At 65.3% G+C, this 251-nt stretch carries 1 protein-coding gene; it reads left to right on the plus strand.

Going from position 1 to position 251, the window contains the following annotated elements; all coding sequences use genetic code 11:
• Positions 1 to 155 precede the first annotated feature (155 nt).
• The coding region (locus SB660_RS22400; RefSeq protein ID WP_410584674.1) for a DUF3263 domain-containing protein at positions 156 to 251 on the plus strand (96 nt) is incomplete at its 3' end.

Consider the following 251-nt stretch of genomic DNA (forward strand, 5'->3'; position numbering starts at 1 on the left):
CTCGCCATCGACGGTCGCCCGCTCGCGGAGGTGGACCCGCTCGGCGGCTGGATCGCGGCTCTCTGACGCCGAACGAACAAGCTTTGCGCGAACGCCTACGTTATTTCATGTCCGTTCGGCGAAAGCTTGTTCGCTCGGCGGGATAGCCTCGGGGGATGAGCACCGTGTTGAGCGAGCGGGCGCGGGCGATTCTCGACTTCGAGGAAGAGTGGTCCGCGCACAGTCCCACGAAGGAAGACGCGATCCGTGCG

The organism is Bacillus sp. SIMBA_005, from assembly GCF_046535585.1.
Lineage (GTDB): Bacteria > Bacillota > Bacilli > Bacillales > Bacillaceae > Bacillus > Bacillus pumilus.